The organism is Chryseosolibacter histidinae (genome assembly GCF_018598225.1).
Taxonomy (GTDB): Bacteria; Bacteroidota; Bacteroidia; order Cytophagales; family Cyclobacteriaceae; genus Chryseosolibacter; species Chryseosolibacter histidini.
In genome coordinates, this window is record NZ_JAHESF010000023.1 from 17,239 (window position 1) to 39,850 (window position 22,612).

General features: G+C 46.9%; 18 protein-coding genes. 17 read left to right on the forward strand and 1 reads right to left on the reverse strand.

The window, feature by feature from the left end; genetic code table 11:
- The first annotated feature begins 3 nt into the window (after positions 1-3).
- The 12 genes from KK083_RS20255 (at position 4) to KK083_RS20310 (ending at position 14,486) form a co-directional block, all read left to right on the forward strand.
- Positions 4-5,169 carry a leucine-rich repeat domain-containing protein gene (locus tag KK083_RS20255; RefSeq protein ID WP_254167020.1) on the forward strand — a complete coding sequence of 1,722 codons (5,166 nt, stop codon included), beginning with the start codon at positions 4-6 and terminating at the stop codon, positions 5,167-5,169.
- Positions 5,170-5,173: 4 nt separating this feature from the next.
- Positions 5,174-5,857: a hypothetical protein gene (locus KK083_RS20260; protein ID WP_254167022.1), complete on the forward strand. Its 684-nt coding sequence runs from the start codon at positions 5,174-5,176 to the stop codon at positions 5,855-5,857.
- Positions 5,858-6,054: 197 nt separating this feature from the next.
- Positions 6,055-7,626, forward strand: a complete 1,572-nt coding sequence (locus tag KK083_RS20265) for an RHS repeat-associated core domain-containing protein (protein WP_254167024.1) — start codon at positions 6,055-6,057, stop codon at positions 7,624-7,626.
- Positions 7,627-7,709: 83 nt separating this feature from the next.
- Positions 7,710-8,237 (forward strand): hypothetical protein, encoded by a 528-nt coding sequence (locus tag KK083_RS20270; RefSeq protein ID WP_254167026.1) that lies wholly within the window; start codon positions 7,710-7,712, stop codon positions 8,235-8,237.
- Between the two features lie 655 nt (positions 8,238-8,892).
- Positions 8,893-9,345, forward strand: a complete 453-nt coding sequence (locus KK083_RS20275) for an SUKH-3 domain-containing protein (protein WP_254167028.1) — start codon at positions 8,893-8,895, stop codon at positions 9,343-9,345.
- Between the two features lie 352 nt (positions 9,346-9,697).
- Positions 9,698-9,850 (forward strand): hypothetical protein, encoded by a 153-nt coding sequence (locus KK083_RS20280; protein ID WP_254167030.1) that lies wholly within the window; start codon positions 9,698-9,700, stop codon positions 9,848-9,850.
- Complete coding sequence (locus tag KK083_RS20285) at positions 9,850-10,278, forward strand: hypothetical protein (protein ID WP_254167033.1); 429 nt, start codon at positions 9,850-9,852, stop codon at positions 10,276-10,278. Before KK083_RS20280 ends, KK083_RS20285 begins: the two co-directional genes overlap by 1 nt.
- Positions 10,279-10,876: 598 nt before the next feature.
- Positions 10,877-11,155, forward strand: coding sequence for a hypothetical protein (locus KK083_RS20290; protein WP_254167035.1), 279 nt, complete (start codon positions 10,877-10,879; stop codon positions 11,153-11,155).
- A gap of 5 nt (positions 11,156-11,160) precedes the next feature.
- On the forward strand, positions 11,161-11,604 hold the full coding sequence (locus tag KK083_RS20295; protein WP_254167037.1) for a hypothetical protein: 444 nt from the start codon (positions 11,161-11,163) through the stop codon (positions 11,602-11,604).
- 419 nt (positions 11,605-12,023) lie between these two features.
- The gene (locus tag KK083_RS20300; RefSeq protein ID WP_254167039.1) at positions 12,024-12,233 is read left to right on the forward strand and encodes a hypothetical protein; all 210 of its coding nucleotides are present in this window, start codon (positions 12,024-12,026) and stop codon (positions 12,231-12,233) included.
- A 32-nt stretch (positions 12,234-12,265) separates the two neighbouring features.
- On the forward strand, positions 12,266-13,852 hold the full coding sequence (locus tag KK083_RS20305) for an RHS repeat-associated core domain-containing protein (RefSeq protein ID WP_254167041.1): 1,587 nt from the start codon (positions 12,266-12,268) through the stop codon (positions 13,850-13,852).
- Complete coding sequence (locus tag KK083_RS20310; RefSeq protein ID WP_254167043.1) at positions 13,830-14,486, forward strand: hypothetical protein; 657 nt, start codon at positions 13,830-13,832, stop codon at positions 14,484-14,486. Before KK083_RS20305 ends, KK083_RS20310 begins: the two co-directional genes overlap by 23 nt.
- A gap of 169 nt (positions 14,487-14,655) precedes the next feature.
- Here the strand turns inward: KK083_RS20310 and KK083_RS20315 are convergent, their stop codons facing one another.
- Positions 14,656-15,048 carry a winged helix-turn-helix transcriptional regulator gene (locus KK083_RS20315; RefSeq protein ID WP_254167045.1) on the reverse strand — a complete coding sequence of 131 codons (393 nt, stop codon included), beginning with the start codon at positions 15,046-15,048 and terminating at the stop codon, positions 14,656-14,658.
- 115 nt (positions 15,049-15,163) lie between these two features.
- Between KK083_RS20315 and KK083_RS20320 the strand changes: the two genes are divergently transcribed.
- From KK083_RS20320 to KK083_RS20340, 5 genes are all read left to right on the forward strand, one after another.
- Positions 15,164-15,625 carry a hypothetical protein gene (locus tag KK083_RS20320; protein ID WP_254167047.1) on the forward strand — a complete coding sequence of 154 codons (462 nt, stop codon included), beginning with the start codon at positions 15,164-15,166 and terminating at the stop codon, positions 15,623-15,625.
- A 580-nt stretch (positions 15,626-16,205) separates the two neighbouring features.
- A complete protein-coding gene (locus KK083_RS20325; RefSeq protein WP_254167049.1) occupies positions 16,206-16,844 on the forward strand; it encodes a TetR/AcrR family transcriptional regulator in 639 nt (212 codons plus the stop codon).
- Positions 16,845-16,868: 24 nt separating this feature from the next.
- Complete coding sequence (locus KK083_RS20330) at positions 16,869-18,206, forward strand: TolC family protein (protein ID WP_254167051.1); 1,338 nt, start codon at positions 16,869-16,871, stop codon at positions 18,204-18,206.
- Positions 18,207-18,224: 18 nt separating this feature from the next.
- Positions 18,225-19,355 (forward strand): efflux RND transporter periplasmic adaptor subunit, encoded by a 1,131-nt coding sequence (locus tag KK083_RS20335; protein WP_254167053.1) that lies wholly within the window; start codon positions 18,225-18,227, stop codon positions 19,353-19,355.
- A 32-nt stretch (positions 19,356-19,387) separates the two neighbouring features.
- The gene (locus KK083_RS20340; protein ID WP_254167055.1) at positions 19,388-22,537 is read left to right on the forward strand and encodes an efflux RND transporter permease subunit; all 3,150 of its coding nucleotides are present in this window, start codon (positions 19,388-19,390) and stop codon (positions 22,535-22,537) included.
- Positions 22,538-22,612: the final 75 nt, after the last annotated feature.

Consider the following 22,612-nt stretch of genomic DNA (forward strand, 5'->3'; position numbering starts at 1 on the left):
AACATGAAAAGATTTATAAGGCATAGCGTTGTTGTTTTGGTGTTTGGCTTTTCGCTTTGCACAGGTATGAACAGCTTTGCGCAGACCAACCTGGTGCCTGATGACCAGGAGTTCCAGGCGCTGAAAGCATTATACGACAGTCTCGGTGGCCCCAACTGGACCAACAAGACCAATTGGCCTACGCCTGGCAACTGGCCGGCTACTGCCACCGCTGCCCAGATGGGAACGTGGTTCGGCGTTACTGTGCAGAGTGGCGACATCTTTAAAGTGATCCTGTCTGGCAACAACCTTACGGGTAAGGTGCCTGTGGCCATCTCGCTGATGTCGCAGGTAACACAGATCCAGCTCAACGCTAACCACCTGAGCGGTTCTCTTCCATCTTCACTGGGCTCATTGAGCAAATTGCTCTGGCTGAGGTTTGACACCAACCAGCTGACCGGTACGGTTCCCGCGAGCCTTGGCAACCTGCCAATGATACAACATCTGTATTTTGATGGAAACGCTTTAACGGGAACAATTCCTCCTGCGCTGGGTAACCTGAGCAGCCTGCTGGTGCTCTCGTTAAGCAACAACCAGTTTACCGGATCGATCCCCTCATCATTTGGTGGCCTTCAGAATCTGACAAGTCTTTACCTGCATGGCAATCAGCTCACGGGATCTGTGCCTGAATCATTGGGGAATCTTACGAACCTCAATAACCTGTATCTTCGTAATAATCAGCTGAGTGGTCCGTTGCCAGCTTCGTTGGGGAATCTTACCAAGTTGAAGGCGTTCTTCGCGAATGTAAACGCGTTGACCGGATCGATCCCTGCTTCGCTGGGAAACCTTACGGATCTTGAATATCTTCACCTGCAACAGAACCAGCTTACCGGCGCAATTCCTTCGCAGCTCGGCAACCTGTCAAAGCTACTGCAGCTTTATGTAAACCAGAACAAGCTTACCGGCGAGCTGCCTGCTTCCCTGGGCAGCCTGACCAAGCTTCAATATCTGAACACGTTCTCTAACCAGCTCACCGGTGCGGTGCCTTCTTCGTTCTCTGGCCTTACGAACCTGGTCTATTTAAACCTTTCAACGAACAAGCTCTCAGGCGATCTTCCTGACATGTTCGGGGCCATGACCAAGCTTGCGAACGTTGATCTTTCAGGAAATTATTTCACCGGTGCGTTTCCATCATCCATTGGCAGCTGCGCGCTGCTTACGTTTGTGAGTGTTAACACCAACAGGATCACAAGCTTTCCTGCGTCGGCATTAACGCTTCCAGTGCTGAACCTGGTCAATTTAGAGAACAATGAAGTAAGCGCCATACCTAATTTTTCCACGCACACCAATAAGGCGAACCTGAGCGTATGGCTCCGCAATAACAGGCTGGATTTTTCACAACTCGAGCCGCTGATCAACGCAGGCATTGCCGGTGTGGTCTATAACCCTCAGAAACCGATCAACGATGTAGTAACCCAGCCGTTGATCCAGGGGAGTGCCCTCGTGCTCACGGCACGGCCTGCCGGCGCGTTCAGCTCCGTGACCTGGGAGAAACAAAACCCCAACACTACCTGGGCAACACTGACCAACGATGAGGATACCAATCCCCTGACCTACACCCGCACAACGGCAACCCTGGCCGACGAAGGGGCGTATCGCTGGCGCGCAACCAATACAAAAATGCCTGGCGTAAGCGTTCAAAGCGAGCCCATGAACGTAAAAATACCGGCCCGCTTTGTGCTTGACGACCTGGCGTTCCAGTACAAGTACGATGCCCGCAGGCGCATGACCCATAAAAAAGTACCCGGTGCCGACTGGGTGTATATGGTGTATGATGACCGCGACAGGCTGGTGATGACCCAGGATGCCGAGCAGCGTAAGACCAACAAGTGGAGCTATACCAAATACGATGCGCTCAACAGGCCCGTGATGACGGGTGTCTATACACATAGTGCGTTTGTAGATCAGGCAGGTATGAGCGGGTTGATCAGCACCACTAATTTTATTGAAACGTACAATGGTGCGTCAGCCACACACGGTTATAGCAACGTTGTATTTCCAACTACAGGCACCGAAGTGCTCACCGTAACTTATTATGATGACTATGCCTTCAGGTCACTGATTGCCGGTGGTGGATTCGACTACAGGAAGAACGAGCTGGAAGGCCAATACCAGAATCCTGACAATGCCGCCACGGTAGCTTTTGAACGCGTGACGGGACAGGTTACCGGAACCAAAATAAAAGTACTGGGAACCACCACCTACCTTTGGCAGGCGAACTATTATGACGACCGGTATCGTGTTGTTCAAACCATTGCCAGCAATGATAAATCAGGGACCGACTGTATCACCAACATTTATGATTTTACAGGACAGGTGCTGAAAACACAGTCCAGGCACACCGCACCGAACATCGCGGCCGTAGGCACAGAAGGAATTAAGATCCTCCGCACGTTTAAATATGATCACGCAGGCAGGTTGCTCAAAACGTGGCACAAGACCGGAAACGGAGCTGACGTTCTGCTGGCCCAAAACGAATACAACGAGCTCGGCCAGCTGGTGACCAAAAACCTGTACAACACAGACCCGGTATCCGCGCCTGACGCAAGCCGCGCCTTCAAACAACAGCTCGACTATCGCTACAACATCCGTGGCTGGCTCACGCGCATGAACAACAGCGATGTTTCCATAACCGAGAACGGCCCCCGTGACTACTTTGGCATGAACCTCTTCTATAATGAGTCCGTTCCTGAACTCGCCGGCTATCAGCCGCAGTTCAACGGAAACATTTCTGCCATGAAGTGGAGCACCAACCTGGGTCTTGGCGCCAGCGTATCCTCGCTGGAAATCGATGCGTCGAAAGAAAACGCCTACGCGTTCCGTTACGACACCCTGAACAGACTGAAATCCGCGGCCTTTCACAAGAAGCCATCCACTGGCTGGACTGCATCAACAGCGTATCATGAAGATAACCTGAAATATGACCACAATGGAAACATCAAAGGCCTGAACCGCACCACAACAGAAGGCGCTCCGATGGACCGGCTCACATATGCGTATAGCGGCAACCAGCTGCTGAAAGTGAGCGACGCCTCAGACAAAACAAAAGGATTTGTTGACGGTCCCAGCCCCGATAACGACTACACCTACGACGCCAACGGCAACATGACGCTGGACAGGAACAAGGACATCACGGCCATCACCTACAACCACCTGAACCTGCCTGATAAGGTCACGAAAAGCACGGGTGACTACGTAAAATACACATATGATGCTACGGGCCGAAAGCTGAGCCAGGGTGTTTACAATGCCAGCAATGTATTGAAGAAAAAATCGGATTATGCAGGTGAGTTCTTTTATGAGAATGATACGCTGAAATTCATCAATCATGAAGAGGGTAGGGTAGTGATGGCCGGTACTGTGCAGGAGTATCAGTATCATTTGAAAGATCATTTGGGGAATGTGCGGATGACGTTCACTACGAAGGATGAATCGCAAACAGCGACCGCGACGATGGAACAAGCCAATGCGGCTAACGAGCAAAGTGAGTTCATCTATTACAACGAAGCTGTAAAAGTTTATTCGAAAATCTTTGACCACACCAATAACGGTCAGGTTGACAACGACGGCTATGCAATCAGGCTGACGGGAGGTAACACAAGCAAGATTTACGGCCTCGCCAAATCACTCAGTGTAATGCCCGGCGATACCATAAAAATGGACGTCTTTGCCAAATACGTAACAGGAACACCGTCCAGCAACACATGGGCAGGAGACCTGTTGAGCACGATGACAGCCATCAGCGCCAACGCCCCTGGTGTGGTGGTTGACGGTGGGCTGGCCGGAAGCATCGGCGGACAGAGCTTCCCGATGGAGGGCTACATGACCAGGAGTGCGGAAAATGAAACCGCTCCAAAAGCTTACCTGAACTGGCTTGTGTTCAACAGGCAAGACAGCCTGGTAGATTTCGGCTACATCCGTCTGACAACAGCTGCGCTGGAAAACGGATCCAACGGAGCACACGAGCACCTGGAAAAAGGTGACTTGTTGATCCGTGAGCCTGGATATGTGTATATTTACCTCAGCAACGAGAATGAAAACCCCGTTGAGGTGTTCTTTGATGATTTTGGGGTGGAGCATGTGAAGAGCCCTGTTATACAGATGGATGATTATTATCCGTTTGGATTGACGGCAAGCACCAGTCAGCGTGAGAACTCGCTCAAAAATAATTTTCTTTACAGTGGAAAGGAAAGGCAAGATGAACTTGACCTTGGCTGGCTCGATTATGGTGCTCGAATGTTTCAGCCGGAAATTGGACGATGGGGCACAATTGACCCTTTGTCCGGGAGTATGGAGGCCATAAGCCCATATGGTTTCGCTCTAAACAATCCTGCTACTCTAGTTGATGTTCTAGGGCTCGCGCCAGTATATAATTGGGAGAAAGAGATATATGAAGAAAATGGTAAGGAGGTTAGTTGGGATAAGGTTCAAAAAACACTCAATACCGACAAATCTGCCAATGTTCTCTTGATGTCAAACGATTTATCCAAAGACCCCGGCGGAGCGTTGCAAACTATGGTGGATGCTGCTAACGAAAATGGAAGTATAACGGTGATGAGAGTGTCTAATACCAAAGATGCCGCAGATCAGCTTGAAAAGTTGGGCGCCACGATCGACAACTTGTTTATAGGCAGTCATGGAAGTTATAGGACTGCTTCTTTTTCTATTGGAGTGACAAACTATAGTGGAGACAACCTTAGTAAGATAAAGAACGACAAAAATCTCTCTCGCATATCAAAATTGATGAGCGAAAATAGTCAGATAATTATACAAGCATGTCATGCTGGAAATCCGCAAAACAAAGGTGTTGAACTTCTCACATCACTGGCTGTAAAAATGAGGACAACCGTTTTAGGCAATCAGAGTTGGGGTCTGACAAGTCCTAATATGTTTGGCGGCTATTTCTTTGGAGCAATTCCGTACTATCAAGAAGCAGGCGATTCCCCGGGGAAACCATGTCAAGGTGGTAGTTGTGACACATATTCATATGAACAAAGAGCAAGAGCATTTGACGCCGCTGGCAAGTGGACAAAGGTCACATATTCGAACGGGCAATCGAAAGTCACAACCATCAACAACGTTTATTATACACGTTCGGGAGGCATAAGCTACAGCGAAGGTAATCAATAAAGTCATGAAGAAATTTACATTTATCATGGTCGTTTGGCTAAACTTTTTATCGTGTCGGCCGTCTGATGGCTCACCATCGAGTGATACAAGATTTTATTCTGATATTGAATTGTTTACGCTCGAAGGCGTCAATGAGATGCTACCCTCAGAATTGAAATATCCATATATTCAGATCGACTTCATTAGTGAAAATAAAAGAGATATTACTTATTACTTTGACAAGAATACAGTATACAGTAGAAAATACGAGCGGAGGGATTCTATATGGTCTTCGTTACATAAAGTAATCGACGCTGAAGAGGGTGCGACGTTTTATTTTTATGAGTATATCAGTGCTAATTGGAGGATGGTATTGGAATACAAAAATGATCCAAGGAAAAATGGATCGCTCAGTACTCTAACTTTACTTGATCGACAGAGAAAGGCCACGTATGTTTTCGAGGAGGATATGGTCCGTATCAAACCGTCCTCCGATATAGGACTTTATCCACTGCGAAGGAGCTTGCGAGAAGAATTGTATGACTGGAATATTCACGAAGGGATACTTATGTTAAATGAAACTTATATTAATACCCAGACTCGCGAGATCGAATATAAAGGTCGGAAGTGCTATCATGTTGGTTCGCTCTCCTACTTTTGGTGGACAATGGCTGGGCATAAACTGGCAAAAGTGGATTGTGCCAACTAATGTAAGTAGCCCTTTGTTGAGGTGTTCTTGAAAAAATATAGATTCACATAGCGACGGAGCGATTTTATTTTTAACTACTCTTCATTGTCAACATCACAAGTCCCTAATCAGATCCCCCGATATTAGTTGAAGTCGTTCACTGTGCAATGGTATGCCGTAGCGCTCCAGAATACTAGTATCATTTGGGGAATGTGCGGATGACGTTTACTACCAAAGATGAATCACAGGCAGCGACTGCAACGATGGAACAGGCTAATGTGCCTAACGAGCAAGGTGAGTTCATTTATTACAACGAAGCTGTAAAAGTTTATTCAAAGATATTCGACCACACCAACAACGGCCAGGGTGACGCAGACGGTTATGCCATCAGGCTAACTGGGGGTAACACAGACAAGATGTATGGTCTAGCTAAGTCACTCAGCGTGATGCCTGGCGATACCATAAAAATGGATGTATTTGCCAAATACGTGACAGGTACGCCTTCCAGCAACACCTGGGCAGGAACCCTGCTGAGCACGATGACAGCCATCAGCGCCAACGCCCTTGGTGTGGTAGTTGACGGCGGGCTGGCCGGAAGCATCGGCGGACAGAGCTTCCCGATGGAGGGCTACATGACCAGGAGTGCGGAAAATGAAACCGCTCCAAAAGCTTACCTGAACTGGCTTGTGTTCAACAGGCAAGACAGCCTGGTAGATTTCGGCTACATCCGTCTGACAACAGCTGCGCTGGAAAACGGATCCAACGGAGCACACGAGCACCTGGAAAAAGGTGACTTGTTGATCCGTGAGCCTGGATATGTGTATATTTACCTCAGCAACGAGAATGAAAACCCCGTTGAGGTGTTCTTTGATGATTTTAAAGTTGAACATATCAAATCGCCTATTGTTCAAACAGATGACTACTATCCCTTCGGTTTCGCCTTTAATAGTCATCGCAGAGAGAACTCAATCGAAAACAGATATCTCTATAACGGGAAGGAGCTACAGCATGACCTAGGTTTAGGATGGTACGATTATATTGCACGACAATACGATCCGATTACTGGAAGATTCTTATCGGTTGACCCTGCGGCTGATCTAATGCGCAGGTTTTCAACTTATGCCTATTCATTTGATAACCCTATTAGATTTATTGATCCTGACGGAATGATCCCGGAACAAGCTACTGGAGGAGATCAGGAAGACCCTAAAAAGAAGAATCAACAAGAACAACAGCAAACGAAGACATGGGATGATTTAGGCCCATTAGAAAAGTTTTTTGGCACATTAATCCTCCTTACAGAAGAGCTTGGTAGTCGTATTAATCAAGGACAAGGCAAAGAGAGTGGCGACTTTGACGATAATATTCAAACTGGGATAAATACAATTAATGATGTAGTTCTCACAGTTCAAGGCACTCATGAAATATTAACATCAGGACCAGCTAGTGGGAAAAATCTTGCGGACGATGCAGCAAGCAATGGTGCTAAGCTTTTAAATAAAGCTGATGATGCCGCAAATGCAGCGATAAAAACGACCGATGATATAGTGAAGGTTCGCCACCATACGTCTTCTGCTGGTTTGAAAGGAATCAAAAAGGATGGACAAATAAACCCGGCTAGGGGAAAGCCACCCGGCGTTGATGTGGAGATGGAACCATTTTCAAGGCCGTCACAGGTAAATCTAGGACAAGCAGGAGGAGGAAATAAAGGGGGAGGTGGTTATGTGGAGTTTTCTGTTCAAAAAAGTGATATTGTAGTTCGGCCAGGAACAGAGGGGGAAGAGTTGTAACCGGCGGAGTGCCACTAAAGCTTGAAAACACAAATCCTCGATTTGTTAGAAATTGGTTTTCATTCTAATAATTATAACCTAAAATGAAAAGGAGAAAATTTGAGTACGATTTTATCGTGTTTTTGTTCGCTTATTTAATACAAATTGATTTTTCTCTTGATAGGAGTTTATGGTCTTCATGGAAGGAATTACAGGAATACTATAGGACGGTGATTCCTCCAAGAAAAGTTGCTGACTATCTCCAGCTTTATTCAAATCTTGAGCAGGTTGAGGCTCAAGATTTTACTGTTAAAGAGATAAGTGCATTGAAGAAGATAGAACTCTCTATAATCAGGTTGTTCTCTGTAAATATATATTTAAGCGTAGATGAAGTTTCATATTGTATTAAACAGCTACTTACGTTTCAAGAATATCTTGCGAGTAGAAGTGAAGTAGATAAATTTGAAATTGAAAATCTAAGGGCTAAAGTTTCACTTTTTGCTCATAATATACTTAAATATAAGATTAGTAGAAGAGATCAAAAAAAGTGCTTTCGAATAGAACACTTTTTGTCAAATAACATGTTGGAGGTGATCAAGATTGAAGATTTTACAAAGACCTTAAAAATGTAGAGACTATTTTTCTCAATCGGCGCTGGTAGCCCGGAGCAATTTGTAGGGTCGAACATGCTGAGTCGGATCTGGCGTCGTAATTTATCGTTGTCTATGACGTTTTTGTGGTCGATTCATTGTTGGCAAAATCAATAAGTCTGGCGACCCAAGTGCTTGGGTCACCAGAAGGGTCGCCAGAAAATGCGAAATCAGGCTACAATACTGTCGTGACCGGTGAGGAAGTGGTGATCAATATTAGCTTTGGGCTACCACTCAGCGGTAATATAGAAATAAAGGCTTCCGAGGCCGATGATAACGAAAGCTCGCTCTACGATGACGATATAGTGCGTTGTACGGGCACAGATACGGTGTCATATAAAACAAGTTTTAGCCGTCCTGGGTATTATAAGTTGTCGTTTCAGTTTAAACATTCCAATCTTAAGCCCGGTGATACACTTACGGTGCAGAATGTCGTTCGAAATTACCCAATTGTAGTAATAGACTCTTTAATATCTAATCCCTCACATCTAAAAAAGAGTTAAATCCCCAGACCTAACCCTAACTAGTTCAAGTCTTCCGCCTGTGCGATGGCAGGTGGGAGACTTGAACTATCATTTATAAAGTTTTCAAACTAAAAAAACGCAATCAATCCAGAGACTTTTGCGTAAATAGATTTATGCATAAATTTTCGGACACAACTCAAAAGGCCTTATCAGAATCGGGTTGGCAGGAAGATAGGAAGATAGATATCCAATCCTTTAAGTTTGATCTTGTAAAGGAGGGATATCCTTGGTTCGGAAAAGTCGAATCCTTTCTGCAGGCTTTTGGTGGACTTAATGTGAAATTTTTAAGAAGTGATAGAAGCCAAGACTTCTTTCAATTCGACCCATCAAGAGCTGTGCAAGACATCGATGTTCGATGGGTCAAAGATGATTATTCAAAGCGCCTTCAAAACATAAATCTTTGTGTGGTCGGACAAGCCTTTGGCGGTCACATGACGTTGTTAATTAGCGAAGATGGTAAGATGTACGGAGGCTACGATGATAACCTTTACCTGATTGGCAATGACGGAAGCGAAGCGATCGAAAATATTTGCCTGAATAAGGAAATGGAGGCGATCCCCCTTTGAGTTGCTGTCAGTTTGTGCAACCTTGATACTTAACCATTCAATGTCAAGATTTAAATACAAAAGTCTAAGGACTTTCATCATAATGAGCACGAGTCTCGCGCATGCTATTCCGCAATTAGAAGACTGGTGCCAACTCGTGAACTTAGATTAAGCCTAACCAAGTTGTAAGATCAATCAAAGACCATCAACAAGCCTGATGAAATTGGTAACGTGATAACGGAAAAAATTTCCACGTCGATGACCAAGGCAACAACTCAACAAGTGGCTAACGCGTCAACTAAGCAGGCCTTAAAAGCAGTGACGAAAGAGGCCAAAGAAATATCCATCCCTTTCACTAAAAAATGTAAATAAATTGAGCAAGCAGATGATTGCCCAAAGAGTTTCTCGAATTGCAGCAGAAGGTAAAGCGAAAGCTACGGTAGTAAGGGTTGGAACTGAAACTACTCTAGAAACTGCAAGCGAGAAAGCTTCAGAAACAGCTAAGGATAAACTTAATAAGAAGTAATGAAGGCCAAAGACAGAGTTGCAGTTATTACGGTTCTGATAATATCTCTGGGGGTATTTATTTATTGTGGATTGGATTTAGTCAAAAGACTGTCAATCTTTTTTTCTTATGAAGAAGTTGAAGCAAATGTAATTGAATGGACAGACGAGAATGGGGAAATTTACCTTTCGTATTCTTATTTCGATAAGTATGATGTGAAAGATTACACAATAAAAAGAGAAGTTGGGAGACGGCATGTTAAACTCCTTCAGAATCTGTCAAAAGTTCAAATCAGATACTCTAAGATTTATCCTACCTATACAACGATAAATGGAATAACGGATTATTCATTTATTTTTGTTTTAATAGGGGTAGCATTAACTACTATATCAATTTATAGATGCATCAGGGTATTAAAGAAAAAAGTTCCGATTTCTGATTTTGTTTAATGACGCATCTTTCTTCTTCAAGTCTTTCGTCTGTAGCATGTTAGGAGACTTGGACTTAATAATTTAGTATATTTTAAGTCCATCGATTGCGCAGTAAGAACGTTGCACAAGTGTCTTAGCTTCTTCACGTAAACTTACAACAGGCAGAGCAACCTGGCAGATCTTGGTTATACCTGACTGATAGCGGCTGTCCTGGAAAAAGAAACAACGGACCACATGAGCATTTGCAAAAGGTAATTTTGATCCGTGCGCCCGGATATATGTAAATTCACCTCAGCAACGAAGCTTGAAACCCCGCTGCGCCCGCCGAAGTGACAACGAAGATGGGATGAGGTAGAAGATGGAGTCCATATAACTATGCATTTAATAATCCCATCAGATTTATAGACCCAGATGGAATGTTCCCTGGAGATCAAAATGAAACTATAAAACGGGAGAGCACTGTTGATATTTCGAAACCAAATGAAATACGTGTAAATGAAAGGACTGTCGAAGCTGGCCCAACAGACCGACAAACTTATACCCATGAGGATCGTTCTCAAGTAATAGTTGAGCAGACAAAATTCACGACAACTGAAACGCAGCTAGTCGTTATGGGTTGTATAAAATAAAAATAGATAAAGAACTCTATAAAATTGGCAAGGCTGATTTAAACAGAACTACCGCAAGTACGGGATTGCCAACTCGACTTCATCAACAATTGAGAAAACTACAGGCACTGAATGCAAAGAAAGCGGTGGAAGGCAAGGTCGTTAAGGATTTGGGTAACACGACCACAAAGAAGGCCAAAAAAGCAGAAACTGCCGAATTGCAAAAGGAATTTGATAAAACCGGAAAAGTGCCTGATGGAAACAAAAAGAGTTTTAAACCAAACTAACAACAATGACCTTCAGATTAGCAGTTCTTTTTCCTGAAGTTGGAGTAGACTTTCCGATTTCATATAAAGTAAATCAATTATTGCTCGATAAGTTAATTGACAAACTTCCGAAAGAACAGCAACAAGTTATAGTGGATAATAAGTCATTCTCATTAGGGGTCATTATTTCAACAAGAAAGAGCAAAACAGATTTATCAATTCAGGGACCTTCTATTAGCAAAAAATACAAAATGGTCGATTACACAATATGGATTCCATATCTGAAAGTGATTAAAAGCAGTAGTTTGTTGGAAACTTATCTTGACTTTATTTCGGAGGGTATTATTCTGGTCTTTGAAGATCTTGGTCGCGACAATAAAAAATTGATATCTAAAATAGTTGGTGCTGTAAAAAAACAGGTTTTGACTAATCCCTCTTATCAATATAATCCTGAAGATGATGAATGGTGATCTTATAAGACGCGTCTGAAAGAACACCCCTAGCTACTTCAAGGCTTCCGCCCGTGCGTTGGCAAGTGGGAGCCTTAGACTTATCATTCATAAAGTTTTCAAACTTATCTAACACCGCACGCAATCTCAATCCTAGCCAAGTCTTCCGGCTGTGCCATTGCAAGAGAGAGACATTACTGGTATACTTGGTGCATAACATTCCCGATACCAACGGCGAGAACATTTACAGGAGGTGTCTAACTAAACTTGCATTTCGATAAGCTGACGCTTTCTTTACCCTCTCTTTTCGAATCATTAATTTACTATGTCCATTTATATAAAAGAGAGTGCTCTGCACATACTCACAAGTACGCAATAATGACGGGTGAGTTGACGGTCCCAGTCCCGATAACGACTATACGTATGATGCCAACGTCAACATGACGCTGGACAGGAACAAGGATATCACGGCCATCACCTACAACCACCTGAACCTGCCCGACAAGGTCACGAAAAGCACGGGTGAGTATGTAAAATATACCTATGATGCTACGGGTAGAAAGTTGAGTCAGGGCGTTTACAATGCCAGCAACGTGCTTCAGAAGAAATCGGATTATGCAGTGAGTTCTTTTATGAGAATGATACGCTGAAATTCATCAATCATGAAGAGGGTAGGGTAGTGATGACCGGTACTGCGCAGGAGTATCAGTATCATTTGAAAGATCATTTGGGGAATGTGAGAATGACGTTTACCACGAAGGAAGAAGTAGATGACGCAAAGGCCACGATGGAAACTGCCAGCGTCACCACTGAGCACGGTCAGTTCCTCAACTACGACGAAGCTGTGAAGGTAAACAGTTCATTGTTCAACCACACCCCCAATGGAGCAACACACTACGCAACGCGTCTGCGTGGCAGCGCCAACGAGCAATACGGGCTTGCAAAATCACTCAGTGTAATGCCCGGCGATACCATTCGTATCGAAGTTTTTGCCAAATATGTTGATCCTAATACCGGAAACTGGCAACAAGCCCTTTCAGACCTGATGACGGCCATCGCCAACGGTACGGCACCTGCCGGAACCGTGGTAGACGGCGGACTTGCCGGAAGTATTGGCAACGCGACCTTCCCTTATGGGGGCCTGCTCGATAAAACGCCAGGTGGCACTCCGCCGAAGGCCTTCCTGAACTACATCATGTTCGACCGTGATGTTAACCCGATCTTTGACCCTGAACAGACCAACTTCATCCAGGTAAGCGAGCTGGCAAGGGAAACTGGCGCCAATGGCGATCATGAACGGCTCTACGCCCAGGTGATTGCAAAGCAGCCGGGCCTCATGTATATTTACCTCAGCAACGATAATGTTGAGCTTGGTGGCCCAACCGTTGAGGTGTTCTTTGATGATTTTAAGGTGGAGCATGTGAAGAGTCCTGTGGTGCAGATGGATGATTATTATCCGTTTGGGTTGACGTTTAACTCGTACGGTAGGGAAAACAGCGTTCCGAATCGCTGGAAGTTCCAAAGCCAAGAACACATTGATGACCTCAGTTTAGGTTGGGATTCGTTTAAATGGAGAAACCACATGCCTGACATTGGTAGGTTCTTCAATATTGACCCGCTTGCTAGCAAGTATGTTTATAACAGCCCTTATGCGTTCAGTGAAAACCAGGTGATCGCTCACGTGGAATTGGAAGGATTGGAGAAGTATCCAATTAATACCACCAATCCGCTTTCCACAATGGCTGATGGTATGCGGCAGTATTTTAAGGCTGCCGGAAGTCTTTTGGATAGGGCGTTTGTTAGCGTGTCGGCTACAACAACAAAAGTGATAGGGACAATGAAGGCAAACCTTGGCATTGGTGAACTTACAGTTACTTCAAGCGTTGAAAAAACTAGAACGATAACTGCTCGTCCGAATTTTGGAGAGTTTATGGAGTATAACAGCTCAAATAAGCCCACTGCTCCAATGTTTAAGATCATTAATGAATCGGAAGTAAATCAAGTTACCGAAGCTAAAGTTACAACTCGAGCAGAGGGCGTTGATCTTCAAAGCACAATAACTACCAAAATTAACCTTGAAACGAAGGAACCGACGGTTTCGGCCGATTTAACAGCAGGAAAGGATGGAAGCGGTTTATATGTCGAAAGTGAGGCAAAACTTAACTCTACAAAAGTAGATGCGGGTTTCAAAGCAGAGACATCAGGACCAACATTTAAAATTGGTTTTAAAGCAGGGGTTACATTATATGAGAATCAGACAAATAAATAAACTATTAGCAGGTCTTTTGGTACTGATCTGTTTTGAGTGTTCAAAAAAAGGCGATGAAGTTAATTCATCAGGAGAGATAAAAGTAGATGAGTTTCAATTTAAAGAAGGTGGAACATTAACTGATTGGCAGTGTATCAATGCAGCAGAAGATAAAGTTTGTATTCCGAATAAATGGAAAACATCAGCAAGCAAGGATTTTCATTTTTTTGCACACCTCAAGAGCCAAGAGAGCAAGAATAGCTTTTTTGTAGTAGTTAGGTATGATACAGGAGATGTAAAAATTGATTTGACTACGTACTTACAGGAAGTGGTCAAGCAAATTAAAGCAGACACAAATGAAATTTCCAATGAAGGTAATTTTAGGTATCTTACTTTTGAGAAGTCATCGCCTTGTTATTATGGTGAATTTATAACAGAAATTAATGGCGAGAAATACTATACGTATTCGATGTACACGATTCGATTTGGATATCTGTACGATTTTACGCTAAAAACGCAAGGAGTAGACAAAGATAATTCGTACAAGGATTTTCAAAATGTTTTGTTCAACTATCAGGTCGGAAATCAATACCTTTTTAAGAAAGAAGACCCAGTGGTATCCGTTAAACTGATCGATCCCAATAGCTTTTTATGAGGTCTCGTATTCTAAATACTTTACCTTCTCACTAGTACAAGGTTTGAAACCTGAACTAGCGTAAGTCTAATATTCAATAGGTACCTGCATAACTAGTTCAAGTCTTCAGCCTGCGCGTTGGCATGCGAGAGACTTAGACCTCTCATCCACAAAGTTTTCTAACTTGTATCTACGAAACACTCACTTCAAGCACACTCTTCTTATTCTGAAACTCCCTCATCATCTCCTCTGTATACTCATTCCTGAAGTGATTCACCCCCCAATCCAGCATCTGGTCAATAAGCACGCGTAGCGACGTGCCGCTTTCCGTTAGCCTGTACTCGATCACTTGTGGATAGGTTGCTGAGATAACCTCACGGGTGATCAGCTTATCCTGCTCGAGCTCGCGGAGCTGCTCGGTGAGGATCTTTTTGCTGATCTTCGGCATCGAGCGCTTCAGCAGCCCGAACCGGTTGATGTCGTTTTTGATCAGGTATAAGATGATCGGCTTCCATTTTCCGCCGATCATCGCGAAGATTTTCGTCATCACACACACCGATGCATCGTAAGTTCTGTATTCCATAGAATATTTTTTTGCTCAGTATCAGTCCTTTACGTTCGAAGCAGGCCGGTCACCGGATGGTAACTAATTGACCGCTGGCAGGCCCTGTTCCTAATATTACGGAAACAACGCAAAAATGATCGACCTGAAACAATTAAAACGAACAAGCTTGTGCAGCAACGCCTTGATGGTGCTTACTTCCATTCATCATATCTATGGCGCAGTGATCTACAGCACGCCCTGGAGACTGCATGTGATCTTCCTCAGTGCGCCGGTTCTGGTGGCGACCATCATCCTGGAATACCTGCTGAAGAAGAATGATAACAAGGTTTTATTCTGGTTATATGCATTTATCGTATTGATACCTTCCCTCAGTCTTATCGGCTTGTTCGAAGGCATCTACAACCACATCTTAAAAGACATCATGTTCTATGCAGGTTTCAGTGAAGAGACCATGCTGTCAATGTTCCCACCACCGACCTACGAAATGCCAAATGACTTCCTGTTTGAATTTACAGGTGTACTGCAGGGAGTGGCGTGTGTGCTGCTGACGGTTACATTCTTCAAATTGATCAGAGGAAGGTTGAAACAGGCGTAAGGGAAGAGTCCACTGTCCACGGACCACAGCAAGACTGACGCGCACCTTGCCCTCTCTTACACTCACTGGTTGGTTCACACTTATGTAAAAGAGAGGGCTTTACACTCGCTCGGAGCACTTCATGAAAATGGGTGAGTTAGGCCTTCGAAGGGAAGTGAACATAACCCTTCCAGGGCTCTTCAAAGGGCAGTGCTTCATCAAGTTGTATCGTCACTTGCATAACCCTGGAAGGGTTGTTCGTGAGGGGAATGCTGTGGGCTGTGGATCGTGGACTATAACCTCAACGCTGGCTGTGTCTTAAGACAAATTCAGTATCTGTGCCGGTATTTATTTTTTACAACTGATAAAATAACAAGCAGCTTCTTACGTCTACATCCCCCAATTGGGTATGTCTGTCCATAAAAATTCTTTGCGGTCCTTTGCGTCTTCTTTGCGCCCTTCGCGTGAACCCGCATTTCTGCAATCGTTGCCGAAGCTTCATATGCCAACGTTTGCTGTAAAATCTCAAAAATTTCTTTAGGAAAAGTCAACCCTGATGCGCTTACTTTGCGTTTAACAAAATTGTTAAACAAAATAGATAATGGGAGCAGAAGAGGCACAAACCGAAAAGCTGATCAAGGATACGGCCAAGGTCCTGTTCTTCCAGAAAGGTCTTTTGAAGGCTACTACGCAGGAGATTGCGGACGAAGCAGGGGTCAACCGCGCATTGATCCACTACTACTTCCGCTCACGCGACCAGATGTTGGATATACTGCTGGAAGAGACCATCCAGGAAAAAAAGGGCCGGGTAAAACGGATCCTTTCGTCAGAATTGCCTTTCCGTTTGAAGATCGCCCATTTCATCGATGCTGTTGTAGACTACGGGCTCACCTATCCATACCTGGAGAATTTCCTGATCAGCGAAATGGCCAGGCAGCCCGACAAACTGAAAGATTTCTGCGCTCGTGACCGGGTCAAATCCAGTGACCTGATCCGGGAACAGCTCGAAGAAGAGATTCGCAAGAAACGGATGGCACCTATCACAGCGGAGCATTTTATGATCAACCTCTCGGCCATGTGCAATTACCCGCTGCTCGCAAAGTCTATTCTGCAGACCATTCATGGTATGACGGACTCTGCCTATCGCAAGTTCCTGATGGATCGTAAACAGATCATTTACACCACCATCTTCAACGAGGATATGCCGGAGCTTACACACAAAAAAGAACTTCAATACTAGCGCCCTAAGTTTTACTAACCAATTATGCAATTTTCAACAACGAAACCACACACCCTGTTATGGGTAGTTTTGACACTTTTCCTGCCCCTCGCAGGTAGTGCACAGAACGCCCCCGCCGACAGCACACTGCAGACAGCCACACTCGATAAGGTGGTGCAGTATGCCCTGGCGCATCAGCCTGCCGTGCGGCAAGCGGAGATAGATGAAGAGATCACCAATAAAGTTATCAAAGGCAAGCTTGCTGACTGGTATCCGCAGGTGAACTTCGCTTTAAACTATCAGCGCTTCATAGACCTGCAAACCAGCGTGATCGGCGGAAACGAGATCCGCTTTGGCGTTAACAACACGTCATCAGCACAGTTCACTGCCACGCAGACCCTCTTCAACCGCGATGTGCTGCTGGCCAGCAGTACCGCTTCCAAAGTGAGGATCCAGTCGCAGCAGAATACGCTCAAGAGCAAGATCGATGTTACCGTAGCGGTGACCAAAGCGTTCTACGACCTGCTGGCCACCTCGCAGCAGATCAAGGTGAACGAAGAATCAGTGGTGCGCCTGCAGCGGAGCCTGAAGGATGCCCAGGCCCGGTATACGAGCGGTGTTGCCGACAAGACGGATTACAAACGCGCCACCATCCTGCTGGGCAATGCACAGGCTGCGCTGAAGACCAACCGCGAGCTGCTCGCGTATAAGGAAGAGTACCTGAAAGCACTGATGGGCTACCCGCTGGGACATGACCTGCCCATCCAGTACGACACGCTTCAAATGGAGAACGAGGTCGCCATCGACACGACGCAGGAGATCAACTTTACAGCGCACATCGATTACAAAATCCTCTACACCCAGAAGGAGCTGCAGCACGCCAACGTCAAGTACAGCTACTGGGCATTTCTGCCTTCGCTGAACGCGTTCGGTGCGTATAACATCAACTACCAGAACAATCAGCTGAGCGAGCTATATAGCCGTAACTTTCCGTACTCTTATGTAGGCGCCACGCTTGCGTTCCCGATCTTTCAGGGAGGCAAACGTACCGCCAAAGTGCAGGAGCAGAAGCTTGCCAGCCAACGCCTGGATCAGGGCCTCACCAACCTGGAGAACAACCTCAATGCGGAGTACACACGGGCACTTGCCGCTTACAAAAGCAACCTCGCAAACTATCTCGTGCAGAAAGAGAACGTGGCGCTGGCAAAAGAGGTGTATGACGTGATCCAGCTTCAGTACCGCAATGGCGTAAGGACCTATCTCGATGTGATCACCGCAGAGACCGACCTTCGCACCACCAGGATCAATTATTACAACGCGCTCTACCAGATACTCGCCAGCAAGATGGACGTACTGCGCGCGCTCGGCCAAATCAATTACTAACTCAGAAACCAACATTATATGTCACTGAAAAATGTATCTTCTTATTCTATAATCATATTGCTGGTGGCGGTTGCCTGCGGAAAGAGCGACCAGCGCGCCATGCAGGGGCCACCTCCGGTTAATGTGGCAGTTCACCAGGTCACCACATCGGATGCCGCTTACTATGATGAGTATCCCGCCATTGTCAAGGCACTGAACGAAGTAGAGCTTCGCCCGCAGGTGAGCGGCTACATCACCGGTATCCATTTCAAAGAGGGAGACAAGGTGCAGAAAGGCCAGGCATTGTACTCCATCGACCAGCAGCAGACCGAGGCTACTTATAAACAAGCCCTCGCCAACCTGTCGGTGCAGGAAGCCAACCTGGAGAAAGCAAAAAAAGACGTTGAACGTTACCGCGAGCTCGACAGGCAGGATGCTATCGCGAAGCAACAGGTGGATTATGCCGAAGCTACTTTCGCCGCCGCACAACAGCAGGTGGAAGCCGCGAAGGCCACCGTCAGGGCCGTGCAGACCAATGTGCGTTACTCCACGATAGTAGCACCTTTCAATGGAACCATTGGTATCTCGCTCGTGAAGCTGGGTGCATCGGTTTCTCCGGGACAGACCGTGCTGAATACCATTTCATCAGACGATCCTGTAGCGGTAGACATCACCGTTGACCAGCAGGAGATCTACCGGTTTACGCAGTTGCTGGCCTCGAACAAACCTTCGAAGAACGATTCCACTTTCCGTCTTGCGTTCAGAGACCAGTTGTATCCCCAGCCTGGAAAGATCAGTGTGATCGACCGCGCCGTTGATCCGCAGACCGGTACCATCAAAATGCGCCTGGAGTTTCCCAACCCGCAGCATACACTGCGCGCTGGCATGAGCGGCACCCTGCAAGTGGTGTCAAAAACACAACGCTCGGTGGTGATCCCGTACAAAGCCGTGAATGAGCAGCTGGGAGAATTCTTCGTATACATGGTAGACAGCGCCAAAGCAACACAGCGCAAGGTAGTGCTCGGCAAACAGGTAGGACGTAACATCATTATCAAAGACGGCCTGAAGGAAGGGGAGACCATCATCACGGAAGGTATTCAGAACCTGCGTGAGGGATCGGCGATCAACGTAGCTAAACCCGCTGCCGCCCCCGTTGCAGCAAACAAATGAGATAAGAGCAGATCACAATTTAAGAGAGAACAATGATAGCAGATGTATTTATAAAGAGACCGGTCACAGCCATCGTCACCTCGCTGGTGATTGTACTGGTGGGTGTGATTGCGATGGTGATATTGCCCATCTCGCAATACCCGGATATTACGCCGCCTACGGTGACCGTTACCGGAAATTATATCGGTGCGGATGCGCAGACAGTAGAGCAGACCACCACCACGGCCATCGAAGCCCAGGTGAACGGTACGCCGGGCATGGCCTACATGTCCAGCAACAGCACGAGCAGTGGTGTGAGCGCCATCACCGTTACATTCGATATCGGAACAGATATCAATATTGCCACGCTCGACGTTCAGAACCGCGTGAGCGTTGCCGAGCCTGCGCTGCCGGAGATCGTGAAGCGCCTCGGGCTGACGGTACGGAAACGTAACCCCTCCATCTTCCTGGCGCTGGGATTGTATTCGCCGAACGGCACACACGACGCCACTTTCCTCGGCAACTTTGCCAACGTCTACCTGAAAGACGCATTGCTGCGGGTGAAGGGCGTGGGTGATATCACCTCCGTTGGCGACGACTTCGGTATGCGGATCTGGCTCAACCCTGAGAAGCTGGCCAGCCTCGGCATCACACCGGCGGAAGTGAACGCTGCGCTTTCAGAGCAGAACCTGCAGATGGCTGCCGGGTCAGTAGGTGGAACGCCGCAGCCCCGTTTGCAAGCCTTCGAATACAACGTACTTACTAACAGCCGGATCAACAAGGTAGAGGATTTCGAGAACATCGTGGTGCGCACCAATCCCGCGCAAGGCAACCTGGTATACCTGAAGGATATTGCGCGTGTGGAGCTGGCCAAGTTCAGCTATGGCAACCACCCGTTTGTGATGGGCAAGCCCAGCGCGTTCATGCTGCTGTACCTGGCCCCGGGTGCCAACGCCCTCGAGACCAATGAAGGTGTGATGAAGACGCTGACGGAATTGAAGAAGAGCTTTCCGAAAGATGTAGATTACCTCGTTCCGCTGGAAACGACTTCCGTAGTGCAGATCTCCATCGAAGAAGTGGTGGAAACGCTGGTGGAGGCCCTCATCCTGGTGGTGCTGGTGGTGTTCCTGTTTTTACAAAACTGGCGGGCTACGCTCATTCCTGTGCTGGCCATCCCGGTGTCGCTGATCGGTACGTTCATTTTCTTCATACCGTTCGGGTTTACCATCAATACGCTGACGCTCTTTGCCTTTGTGTTGGCCATCGGTATCGTGGTGGATGACGCCATCGTGGTGGTGGAAGCGATCCAGCACAACATGGACCATTACAAGCTCTCCGCCAAGGATGCTACCATCAGGGCCATGAAAGAGATCTCTGCGCCGGTAATTGCCATCGCGCTCATTCTGGCTGCGGTGTTCGTGCCGGTAGGTTTTGTGCCCGGTATCGTAGGAAAGTTGTATCAGCAGTTCGCCATCACTATTGCGGTGTCTGTGATGATCTCGGCATTCGTTGCCCTCTCACTTACACCGGCGTTGAGCATGCTGCTGTTGAAACCTTCCGATGGAAGTGCAAAGAAAAACGTGCTCGATAAATTCTTCGATCGCTTCAACCACTGGTTCGGCCGTGTAACAGGATCTTATACCCGTGGTGTGAACACCTGGATCAAGAAAACTCCCTATGTGCTGGTAATGATGGTGTGCCTCTTTGTGGGGCTGGCCTTCATGTTCAAGAACAAGCCTACGGGATTCATTCCTACAGAAGATGAGAAGAGGATGTATGTGGCGTATGAGATGCCGGAAGGTACTTCTACGGCGCGCAACATCGACCTGCAGCTCGAGCTTCAGAAACGGATCCAGTCCATCCGCGCGGTGAACGTAGTAGGTGGCCTTGCGGGGTTGAACATCCTGACGTTCTCCAACAAGTCTAACGTGGGAACGGTGTTCGTGAACCTGAAGCACTGGAATGACCGCGACCTGAAGACGGAAAGTGTTCCGGCGATCATGGCGGAGATCCAGAAGCGTACTGCCGATATCAAGGAAGCACGCATCCTTGTGATCGCGCCGCCGGCCATCCCCGGCCTGGGGCAGTCATCGGGATTCACGTTCCAGCTGCAGCAGACCACGAGCACAGACGATATCAAGAAGTTCGAAGAAACGATGCGCAAGTTCCTGGGAGCTGTAAACCAGCGTCCTGAGATCGCCATGGCGTACTCATTCTTCTCTTCGCGCACGCCAAGCTACCATGTGGACCTCGATAAAGAAAAAGCGAAGAAGCTGGGTGTTTCAGTAGCCGATGCTTACAGCACACTGTCGACCCTGCTGGGCAGCAGCTACATCAACGACTTCAACATCTACGGACGTAACTTCCGCGTGGTGTCGCAGGCCGATACGGTGTTCAGAAAAGACATCAGCGACATCGGCAAGTACCGCGTGCGTAACAGCGCCGGCAACATGGTACCCTTGAGTGCGCTCATCACCACCAAGCTGATCGAGACACCTGCCGTGGTATCGCATTATAACATCTATCGCTCAGCCGAGATCATGGGTGTGGCCAAACCGGGCTACAGCAGTGGACAGGCCATCAAGGCGCTGGAAGAGGTTGCCGCGCAGGTGTTGCCTGTAGGATACAGCTATGAGTTCGGTGGCATGAGCCGTGAGGAGATCAAGGCGGGTAACAGTACTGGACTGATCTTTGCTATCTCCATCGTGTTTGTGTTCCTGTTCCTGGCCGCGCTTTATGAAAGCTGGTCTGTGCCGTTCTCCGTGCTGTTTGCTGTGCCGATCGGTGCCTTTGGTTCCATTCTTACATTGACGTTCCTGCCAGGTCTGACCAATAACATCTATGCGCAGATCGGGCTGATCACGCTGATCGGGCTTGCGGCCAAGAACGCGATCCTGATCGTGGAGTTTGCCAAGGAGCGCGTTGACCGGGGCATGGAGATCGTAGCCGCCACGTTGGAGGCTGTGCAGCTGCGTTTGCGTCCCATTATCATGACGTCGCTGGCATTCATTCTCGGTGTAATGCCCCTGGCGTTTTCGGCGGGAGCCGGCGCGGAGGCACGCAAAACCATCGGGTGGACGGTAGCAGGCGGTATGGTGGCGGCGAGCTCACTGGCCATCTTTGTGGTGCCCGTACTTTTTGTGCTGGTGACGAAGATCGCTTACCGTAATAAGGTTAAGACAGCTGAAATCAGTAATCAGTAATCAGTAATCAGGTAATCGGTAATCAGTTGAAATAGGAGGGCTCTCCAAACCGAATACCGGTTACCGAATACCGAT